The organism is Protofrankia sp. Cr1, assembly GCF_963555865.1.
Taxonomy (GTDB): Bacteria; Actinomycetota; Actinomycetes; order Frankiales; family Frankiaceae; genus Protofrankia.
Genome location: NZ_CAUVXO010000158.1, coordinates 1 through 10,449, shown reverse-complemented (window position 1 = coordinate 10,449; position 10,449 = coordinate 1). Strand labels below are relative to the sequence as shown.

Below are 10,449 nucleotides of genomic sequence, written 5' to 3'. Positions count from 1 at the left end.
GGGTTGGAAGGTGCGGCCGGCGACGTGCAGCGCCGGCCCGGCCAGCGTGCCGTCGGCCGTGAGGCGGGTGCGGGCGGCCTGGTTGAGCAGTTCGACGTCGTGGTGGGTTTCGGCCATCATGACGGGCATCGCCGGTCGTGGGTCCGCGGGCGTCCCCCCGTCGCCGGCGGGCTGCGGCCGGCGGTGCCCGTCGGTGTACCAGTCGTCGACGACGGCGGCCAGGAGTTCCTCGCGGCTGTCGTACAGGTCGATGCGGTTGTCGGCGGCGAGCTGGTGCAGGGCGTGCCGGGCCGCGCCGGGGGTGTGGTCGCGCAGGCCGGTGAGCGCGGCACGCACCGGGGCCATCGCCGGGCCGGCCTGGCGGTGTAGGACGGTGAGCGCGGGCACGTGCGGGGTGGTGGCGATCAGGTGGGGGAACCAGCCGCCGGCGCCGACGGCGCCGAGTTGGGCGGGATCCCCCAACGCGATGATCACAGTGTGGGTGTGGGTGGCGTGGCGTAGGAGCCGTTCGGCGTGGCGGGTGTCGACGTGGGTGGCTTCGTCGAGGATGAGGACGGTGCCGGCCGGCCAGATCGTGGCCGGGTCGTCGGCGTGGTCGAGCAGGGTGAGCCAGCCGGCGACGACCCGGGCGGGAACATGCAGCCGGTCGGCGAGTTGTTCGGTTTGCCGGCCGCCGTGGGCGCCGGCGATGACGTGGTAGCCGGCGTCGGTGAGGACGGCGGTGACCAGGCGCATGGCTTCGGTTTTCCCGGAGCCGGCGGGGCCGATGACCGGGCGGAGGAGATCGGGCGAGGTCAGGATCTGGCGGGCCAGGTCGACCTGCTCGACCGACAGTCGGGGCGATGACGGTCCGCTGTCGGCGGGTCCCGCGCGGTCCGGATCCGCGCGTGGCGCGGCCGCGGCGAGGAGCCGGTCCACGGTGTCGGGGGGCAGCAGCCGGTGGGCGGGGCCGCCGTGGTCGACGCGGCCCTGGCGGGCGAGGGTGAGCACGCTGTCCTCGGCTTCGAGCAGGCCGATCGTGCTGTAGACCGGTTCGGGTTGGCGGCGCCGGCGGGCCGCCACCGTGTCGACGTGGACGATCCGCGGGTCTGCGACCATTCCCTCGGCGATGGCCAGCACCGTCTCGGCGTCGAACCGGTCGCCGGCCCACGCCGCGACCTGCTGAACGATCTCCCGGGCGGTGAACGTGGGGCTGTGGGCGGTCAGTCCGGCCGCACCGGTCAACCGGTCCGCCAGCGTGGTGATCGCCTCAGCCGTCGGCGGGTCGATGGTGCGGTCGATTCGGGCACCGAGCGCCTGGACCTGCGCGGCCGTCCAGCCGGCTTCGGTGAGCCGGGCGTGTTGGGCGGCGCGGACCTGGGCGTCGGCGAGGACCTTCTTCGGCGCACGGGAGCCGCGTTGCGCCGCCGCCTTCGTCGCCGCCGACGCGGTGAAGCCGTCCCGGATGAGGGCGGCGAACTCCTCGCTGATCTGCCCGCTGCGGGTGGAGAACGCCTCCAGCAGCGGCCGGGGGAAGCCGGCGAGTTCGGCGACGCCGTTGCGGACCTCGGCCCAGCGCAGACCCCGGCGGCGGGACAGTTCGTGGCGCAGGACCGCGGCGCCGAGATAGCCCGCGGTCTTGACATGGGCGAGGAACACCTCGCCGTCCACCGCCCGCCACGCTATCCGCGCCGCCCCGGTCGCGTCGACGGCGGGTTGGCCGTCGTCGTCGAGGACGGGTACCGCGACCGCGTTCGCGACGATGCTGTGGATGTGCAGGTGGGCCTCGTCGCTGCGGGCGACCTCATGGCGGTAGGACGCGGCGGCCAGGCCCAGGCCGGGACGGTTACGGCCGTCGACCTTCCCGACGGTGGCATACCGTTCCAGGTAGCCGATCACCGCGTCCACGCCGGCGTCGAGCGCGGCGGCGATGTCGGCGCGCAGGGCGTCGTCGCCGAACGCCCACAGCAGGCTGACGCTTTTCGGGGCCGCGCAGGTCACGTCGAACCCCAGCACCACCGTCGGGGGTTCCCGTTCGGCGGTGAACCGGTCGACCTCGGCCCGGGTGACCAGCCACCGGCCCGACCCGGGCTCTTTGCGCGCCGCGAGCCGCTCCCCACCGCCGGGACGCTCCGCGGCCGTGGCAGCCGTGGCAGCCGGGTCCGCGGCGGTCGCACTGTCGGCGGCGGACGGCGTGTCGCCATGGTCGGCGGCCGCGGTGTCTGCGGCGGCGGTGCGTTCGGCGAGTCGCCGCAGATAGGTGACCCCGACGCCGGCGATCGCGGCCGCCTGCCGCAACGTCAGAAGATCGCCATTCTGCCCGGGTCCGGTTGTCGTCGGTGTGCCGGCGGTGGCCCGGCCGGCGGAGCCGGTCGCGGGTAGTACCGGCAGCCCGGTGCGGGCGTGTAACCCGCACAGCAGCCGCTGCAGATGCACGGCGTCGACCTCACCGCGTAGTCCCAGCAGTCCGGCGCCGCTGCCGCGGGCCCGGCCGCGCGCCGTCCCCTCACTGTAGTAGCCCGCCGGCCCCTGGCTGGCGGTTTCGGGGGCGCTTGGGGTGCCCTGGACGTAGTCGACGACCCGCCGGGCCGCCGCGGCGACACCGGCGAACTCCCGGGCCCGCAGTCCCAGTACTTTCACCGTCGCAATCACCACCCACCACCGGTCATGTCACGTCCTTTTCCGTCGCCGCCGATTTGCCGCGCTGCGGGAATCCGGCGGTCGGACTGACGTGCGGACACCCGCACCTGCGCTGTGTGAATCCGGGTGGGCCGACCGGAACCGGGGCCGGAACAATTCGGCCGGTCGCATCGCCAGGACCTGCCATCGCCACGCTCATCGCACCGGTCATCGCCGCAGGCCAACGCCACTGTCACCGCGGAAATCAGGGGTATTTCCCGAGGGTCGGCCTGGCCGTCGCGGACGGGCCGTGCGGCGACGGCGTGGCCCGCATGCCGGGATGCCGGTTGCGGATCCGCGGATGCGGCCGGGCGGACTATCGTCGGTGGCCGTGGACGAGCCGCCGATACTCGTGGGGTCCTCCGCCATCGCCGCCGTCCTCGGCGTGAGCCGCCAAGCCGTCGACCACCGGCTCCGGACCGATCCCCGCGCGCCGGTACCGGCCGCGACGGTGAACCGCACCGCCAGCTGGGGCGGGACCCGGGTGTGGTGGCGCGCTGAGGTGGACCGGTGGCTCGGCGGCGCTGACCCCGCCCGCTGGACCGTGCGACCCCGGCCGACCGGTTGATATTCGGCGGTGCCCGCCCGCTCCCGCTCCCGCTCCAACTTATGCGATCACCAGGAAATCGATCATGATGTGCTGTGCGTCGCGCGGTCACCGTGGTCTCAGATGATCAATGGTCTGTGTACCGCATGGCGCGGCACATCCAAGGTTGGTTGAACATGCGGTCCGAAGCAGCCCTCCGGTGCCCCGAAGACGCCCTCTGTGGGCTGCGATGACATGTCATCGCGGGCTTCCCGGAGCACCGAAACCGGGGTGCATAAAACGGCACCGGGTGGCACGAAATCGGTAAGGGACATATGACGGTGTCGCGCACAGCGCGACACCGTCGAGGAGCCTGCACGAATTGGCCGGCGTTCGCCGATGCGAACAGATTACTGAAGGCGCAGTCTCGCAAGACCCGGAGTTTCTCCACCAAGAGGGCGATGAGCGCGGTCCGGACCTACATCGGCGCGCAGGCGCTGGAGTTGCTGTAGTGAAGATCGGGAAAGTGGGTGGTAGCTCAAGATCGCCATCGTTCCCGCCAACCTTGAGCAGACCGCTGGCAGGGGCGCTGCGGGGTCGGGGGACTACGGTGTGGGAGCCGGTTCGACGGGTTTGGGGGGTTGCCGGTGGATGTCTTCGCGGTGCGTGATCGATTAGTCCGTGACTACGAGGAGTTCGTCCGCGGTTTCCTGACCATCCATGATCGGCGGGTCAGCGAGCACGTCGAGCGGGCTATCGCTGATGGGCTGCTGTGGCCGGAGGCGTGGCTGTCGCTGAATCCGGCGTTCGAGCCCGGCGGTGAGATCACTGAACTGGCGCGCGGCGGAACGGACGGGCTGCACCCCGGCTGTGCGGACATCTTCCGGATCGGGGGGCTGTCGATCCGGCTGCACCGCCACCAGCGTGACGCCGTCGAGTTGGCCCGGTCCGATGCGAGTTACGTGGTGACGACGGGCACCGGGTCCGGCAAGAGCCTGACCTATCTTGTGCCGATCGTCGACCACGTGCTGCGGGTAGGCACCGGAGGTGGGCTCAAGGCGATCGTCGTCTACCCGATGAACGCGCTGGCGAACTCGCAGTTCGATGCGCTCAGGGAGTTCATCGGTGATGACAAGCGGGTGACCTGCGCCCGGTACACGAGCCAGGAGGACGAGGCGCGTCGGCGGGAGATTCTCGCGGAGCCACCGGACATTCTGCTGACCAACTACGTGATGTTGGATCTGATTCTGACTCGGCCGGACGAGCGGCGGCGGCTGATTCAGCGTGCGAACGGCCTGCGTTTCCTGGTGTTGGACGAGTTGCACACCTACCGGGGCCGCCAGGGTGCGGATGTGGCGATGCTGGTGCGCCGGGTGCGGGATGCCTGCGGTAGTCCCTTGGTGCAGTGTGTGGGGACGTCAGCGACCTTGGCCACGGGCGGCACGCGGGCAGCGCAGCACACCGAGATCGCCCGCACCGCGTCGACGATGTTCGGTGTTGCGGTGGCCGCGGACCAGGTGGTGGACGAGACCCTGCGCCGGGCCACCGTCAACGTCCAGGCTGATCGCAACCGGCTCCGCGAGGCGGTGGCCCGCCAGGCGCCACCTGCCGATCTGCGGGACGACTCGTTGGCGAGCTGGGTGGAGACGACGTTCGGGTTGGCCGAGCAGGATGGTCGGCTGGTGCGGCAGCGTCCGCGTAAGGTCGCCGACGTCGCCGTCGAGCTGGCGGAGTTGACCGATCTGACGGCCGGGGACTGCGAGCGGGCGTTGCGGGAAACCCTGCTGGCTGGCAGCCGGCAACTCGACGCGTTCGGTCGTCCGCTGTTCGCGTTCCGGTTGCATCAGTTCGTCGGCAAGGGCGACACCGTCTACGTCTCGCTTGAGGCCGAGGACGTCCGGCACATCACCACCCGTCGGCAGCTTGCGCACCCGAACAGGCCCGAGGCGATCCTGGTTCCGCTGGTGTTCTGCCGGGAGTGCGGGCAGGAGTATCTGGCGGTCACGCGTCGCAATGGCCGGTTTGCGGTCAGCGGCAGCGCGAGTGGGGTCGAGGACGACGAGCACGGCGGCTACCTGTACGTGTCCACGTCGGATCCCTGGCCGCGGGGCCTCGACGGTGTGGCGGGCCGACTGCCCGGCTCGTGGCTGGCAGCCGACGGGTCGGTGCTGGCGAACCGGGCCAAGGTGCTGCCCGAGCCGGTGTGGGTCGCCGGGGATGGCCGGCAGCTCAGCGACGGCGATGACAGTGGGCTCCGGGCGGCGTTCGTCCGGTCACCGTTCCGGTTCTGTCTCAACCGTGAGTGCCGGGTGTCGTACGAGTCACCCCGGCAACAGGACTTCGCGAAGTTGTCGAGCCTGGGGTCGGAGGGTCGTAGCTCGGCGGCAACGGTACTCAGTTCGAGCCTGCTGCGGGCGCTACGAAGCCAGGATGGGCTGGAAGACGAGGCGCGCAAGTTGCTGGCGTTCACCGACAACCGCCAGGACGCGTCGCTGCAGGCAGGCCATTTCAACGACTTCGTACAGGTGAGCCTGGTACGCGCGGCCTTGCACCAGGCATGCGTGGCTGCCGGTCCGGCTGGTCTGACGCATGAGGACCTTGCAGGCGCGGTGGTGCAGGCACTGGCTTTGCCACGGGAGCGCTACGCGGTGGCTCCGCAGGCGAAGGGGTTCGCGCGGGAGAACACCGACCGGGCGTTGCGGCTGGTGGTCGAGTACCGGCTCTACATCGACCTGCAACGTGGCATTCGGATCACGATGCCGAATCTGGAACAGGCCGGTCTCCTGGTGGTCGGCTATCAGTCGTTGGAGGATGCGGCGGCGGACGGCGAGGTCTGGCGCGGCAGCGTCCTTCATCCTCTTGATGATGCTGACCGGGCCGGGTTGCTGCGGGTGTTGCTGGACGAGATGCGGCGCGGGCTGTCGTTGCGGGCGGACGTGCTCACGTTGGATGGATTCGAGCGGGTGCAGGCGCTGGCCAGCCAGCATCTGATCGAGCCGTGGAAGCTGGATGAGGAGCCGTTCGTAGCGGGCAAGCTGCTGCCTCGTCCTCGCCGTAAGGACGAGTCGCGCGCCGACCAGTTTGTCTCCGGGCGCTCCGCGTATGCCGCTTTCCTGCGCCGGGAGGTGGGCCGGCTCACCGGCCACGCCCTGTCGACCGACGACGCAGAGGTCGAGATCAACGGCATGTTGACGGTGCTGACCGACGAGTACGGCATTGTGCACCGGCTTGACGAGCCGCACGGCACGCCCGGGTACCAGCTCAATGCGGCGGCGCTGGTGTGGAAGGCCGGCGACGGGACCCAACGGGCGGCCGACCCGCTGCGGGTCACCGTGGGCGAGCAGGGGGGACGTCCGAACCGCTATTTCGTCGGGTTATACCGGGAGCGGGCCCAGGACCTGGCCGGGCTGGTGTCGGCGGAGCACACCGCCCAGGTGCCCGCCCTGGTTCGGGAGCAGCGGGAGAAGAAGTTCCGCAATGCGGAACTGCCGGTGCTGTTCTGCTCGCCGACCATGGAGCTGGGTGTCGACATTTCATCGTTGAACGCCGTCCTGCTCCGTAACGTGCCGCCGACCCCGGCGAACTACGCCCAGCGTTCCGGTCGGGCCGGGCGGCAGAGCCAGCCCGCGCTGGTCGTGACCTACTGCACCAGCGGCAGCGCCCATGACCAGTATTACTTCCGCCGTTCGCGGGACATGGTCGCCGGGTCGGTCAAGCCGCCACGGCTGGATTTGGCCAACGCGGACCTGGTACGGGCGCACGTGCAGGCCATGTGGCTCGCCGAGACGACCCGGGAGCCGCTGGGAAGCTCACTGGTGGACGTCCTAGACGCTGCCGGTGAGAACCCGAGCCTCGCGTTACGTCCCGAGGTGGTCGCGGCGATGTCCCACGAGGGGGCCCGGCGCCAAGCCCTCCAGCGTGCCCGCCGGGTGCTCGAGGACACCCCGGAGATCGCTGGGGCGCCGTGGTACGACGACACCTGGGTCGAGCGGACCGTGACCCGGGCGTTGGAGACGTTCGACCGTACCTGCGACCGTTGGCGGACGTTGTACCGGTCGGCGCAGGCCGAGTTCGCCGACGCCAACCGTGTGATCACTGATGTGTCGGCGTCGAAGGACGCGGTGAATGCCGCGCGGGCGCGCCGGAACGAAGCGGAAGCCCAGCTCGACCTGCTGCGCAACGCCGACACCTCGCTGGACCAGAGCGACTTCTACACCTACCGTTACCTGGCGTCGGAGGGTTTCCTGCCGGGCTACAGCTTCCCTCGGCTGCCGGTGTCGGCGTTCATCCCGGCGCGGCGTGGCCGGCGGCAGTTCGAGGGCGATTATCTGTCCCGGCCGCGCTTTCTGGCGATCAGCGAGTTCGGGCCTGGGGCGCTGGTCTACCACGAGGGCTCACGGTACGAGGTGTACAAGGTCGCCCGGTCGCTGCGCGGGGACGTGACTGCCGGGGCGCGGTTGGCGTTGGAGTCGGCGAAGGTCTGTGCGGGCTGCGGCGCCTTGCACGACCCGGCGGACGATGTGTGCACCTCGTGCGGGGCCCAGCTCGGCATGGCGTGGAACAACCTGCTGCGGATGACGACGGCGAGTACCCGCCGGCGGGAGCGGATCAGTTCGGACGAGGAGGAGCGGCGCCGCCAGGGTTTCGATATCCGCACCGCGGTGGCGATGCCGGTCGAGGGACCGGACCGCCGCGTCGAGGCGGAGGTGACGGCTGGCGACGGGACAGCGCTGGCCCGGCTGTCCTACGCCGATACCGCCACGATTCGCCGCATGAACATCGGGCTGCGCCGGCGCCGGACGAAGGAGGCGACCGGCTACCGGCTCGACGCGGCGACCGGCAGGTGGGCGGGCCGTTCCAACCAGCCCGCGGCCCCCCACGGCCCGACCGGCTCGGCGACAAGCGGCGCCGGTTCCAGATCCGGCGCCACCGCGATTGCAATGGGGGAGCTGGTGATCCCCTACGTGCAGGACAGCCGGAACGCCCTGATCATCGACTGGCGAACGTCAGCGTCGCCCCAGACTCTCGCCAGTTTCCAGTACGCCCTCAAGCGGGCGGTGCAGGTTGTGTTCAATCTTGAGGATTCCGAGCTTGCCGCCGAGGCGTTGCCGCACCTGGGCGACCGCCAACGCATCCTGCTTTATGAGTCCGCGGAAGGCGGCGCGGGGGTCCTGCGGCGGCTCCTGGACGACGGCCAGCTCGACACGGTCGCCCGATGCGCGCTTGACCTGCTGCATTTCGACCTGGACGGCGGCGACCGCGATGCGCCGGATGGCGTGAGCGAACGTTGCGCCAAGGCCTGCTACGACTGCCTGCTGTCCTACAGCAACCAGATCGAGCATGAGCTGCTCGATCGCTTCCTCGCGCTGCCGTTGCTCGTCGCGCTGGCCAACAGCTCCACCCGGGTGAACCGGCCAGCCGTCAGCCCCGCTGAGACAACGGTCGCAGGCCTCGTGCCGCCGCAGCCGCAGCCGGCCGCAGCAAGCGGGGACCGGGACGTGCCGCCGCAGAGCAGGGCTGCGGCGGTCGAGCGCTTTCTGGCGTGGCTTCGCGGTAACGGCTACCGGCTGCCGGACGCGGTGGCCGTGCTGGTTCCCGACGCGGACGCCCGACCGGACTTGGTGTACCGGCTGATGCACGGCGAAGTGGGGGTATTCGTCCGTTGTGACCTGCCGGCCGAGACGGACGACGAGCGCCGCGGCGACGAGGCGATCGACCGGCTGTCTTCGCTTGGCTGGGGTGTGGTTGAGATCGGCGACGAGGGGGAGTGGGCATCCCAGGTGGCGGAGCTGCCGAGCGTGTTCGGACCGGAGAGCGTTCGATGACCACCACCATGCCGCCGTCGGCGGCTTTCGCTCCAGGTGCCCTGGTGCGGGCACGCGGCCGGGAATGGGTCGTGCTACCCGGTAGCGACCCGGGCCTGCTGCTCCTTCGTCCTCTCGGCGGGGCAGCCGACGAGGTCGCCGGCATCCTGCTCGGCATCGAGCCGGTGGAGGCGGCCACCTTCCCGCCGCCGGACGCCTCCGACCTGGGCGACGCGGCCAGTGCCCGGCTGCTGCGCAGCGCCCTGCGGCTGGGTTTCCGCTCGTCCGGTGGTCCCTTCCGCAGTCTCGCCGGCCTGGCGGTCACACCCCGCTCCTACCAGCTCGTCCCGTTGCTGATGGCACTGCGGATGGACACGGTCCGGCTGCTGATCGCGGACGGGGTCGGGATCGGGAAGACGATCGAGGCCGGTCTTATCGTCGTCGAACTACTCGCCCAAGGCGGCGCCGGCCGCTTCACCGTGCTGTGCTCGCCGTCGCTGGCGCAGCAGTGGCAGAGCGAGCTGGCGGAGAAGTTCGCGCTGGACGCCACGTTGGTGCTGGCGTCGACCGCGGGCCGGCTGGAACGGGACCTGCCGCCGGGGGAGTCCCTGTTCGACCACCACCCGTACACGATCGTGTCGACGGACTTCATCAAGGCGACGCGGCGCCGGGAGGAGTTCCTGCGCGCCTGCCCCGACCTTGTGGTTGTCGATGAGGCCCACACCTGTGTGACCGCCGACCACGGCGGCCGTGCGGGCCACGCAGCCCAGCAGCGGCATTCGCTGCTGACGGGCTTGGCGGCCGACGCGAACCGGCACCTGCTGCTGCTGACAGCGACTCCGCACAGCGGCAAGGCAGCGGCGTTCCGGTCGTTACTCGGCCTGCTCGATCCGGCGTTGGACGACTTACCGGAAGACCTGTCCGGGCCGATGCGACGCCGCGACCGGGAGCGGATCGCCCGCCATCTCGTGCAGCGGCAACGAGCTGACATCCGGGCCTACCTGGATGAGAGGACGTCGTTCCCGGACCGGCTGACCACCGAGGAGGCCTACCGGCTCACCTCGGCCTACCGGGCGCTGTTCGACGACGTCCTCGCCTACGCACGGGAGACCGTCCGCGACGGCGGCGGAGGCCGGCTGAACCAGCGGGTCCGCTGGTGGTCGGTGCTGGCACTGCTGCGGTCCATGGCCTCCTCCCCGGCCGCCGCGGCGGACACCTTACGTAACCGAAGCATAACAGCAGATGCGGGCAGCATTGAGGAGGCGGATGCGCTCGGCGAAGCCGGCGTGTTCGACCTGACCGACGACGCCTCCGTCGACGGCGCCGACACCAGCCCCGGCGCGCAGACACTCGACCCGTCGCCCCGCCGGCGGCTGCTGGCCATGGCCGACGCGGCGGACAAGCTGCGCGGCCCGGCCGACGCCAAACTCACCAAGGGCATCGGCATCATCGGTCGGCTGG

The 10,449-nt window shown here is 70.8% G+C and carries 5 protein-coding genes; 4 read left to right on the top strand and 1 reads right to left on the bottom strand.

The window, feature by feature from the left end; translation table 11 throughout:
* Nucleotides 1–2,631: MobF family relaxase (gene mobF, locus U9980_RS14030; protein ID WP_322768319.1), on the bottom strand; the 2,631-nt coding region annotated here is incomplete at its 3' end.
* Between the two features lie 352 nt (nucleotides 2,632–2,983).
* Here mobF and U9980_RS14025 point away from each other — a divergent pair.
* The 4 genes from U9980_RS14025 to U9980_RS14010 form a co-directional block, all read left to right on the top strand.
* Entirely contained in the window at nucleotides 2,984–3,226 is a 243-nt protein-coding gene (locus tag U9980_RS14025) for a hypothetical protein (protein ID WP_416210274.1), read from the top strand.
* Between the two features lie 299 nt (nucleotides 3,227–3,525).
* Nucleotides 3,526–3,696, top strand: coding sequence for a hypothetical protein (locus tag U9980_RS14020; protein WP_322768318.1), 171 nt, complete (start codon nucleotides 3,526–3,528; stop codon nucleotides 3,694–3,696).
* Nucleotides 3,697–3,846: 150 nt separating this feature from the next.
* Nucleotides 3,847–9,009: a DEAD/DEAH box helicase gene (locus tag U9980_RS14015; protein ID WP_322768317.1), complete on the top strand. Its 5,163-nt coding sequence runs from the start codon at nucleotides 3,847–3,849 to the stop codon at nucleotides 9,007–9,009.
* On the top strand, nucleotides 9,006–10,449 hold a 1,444-nt coding region (locus U9980_RS14010), incomplete at its 3' end, for a DEAD/DEAH box helicase (protein ID WP_322768316.1). The genes U9980_RS14015 and U9980_RS14010, both read left to right, overlap by 4 nt.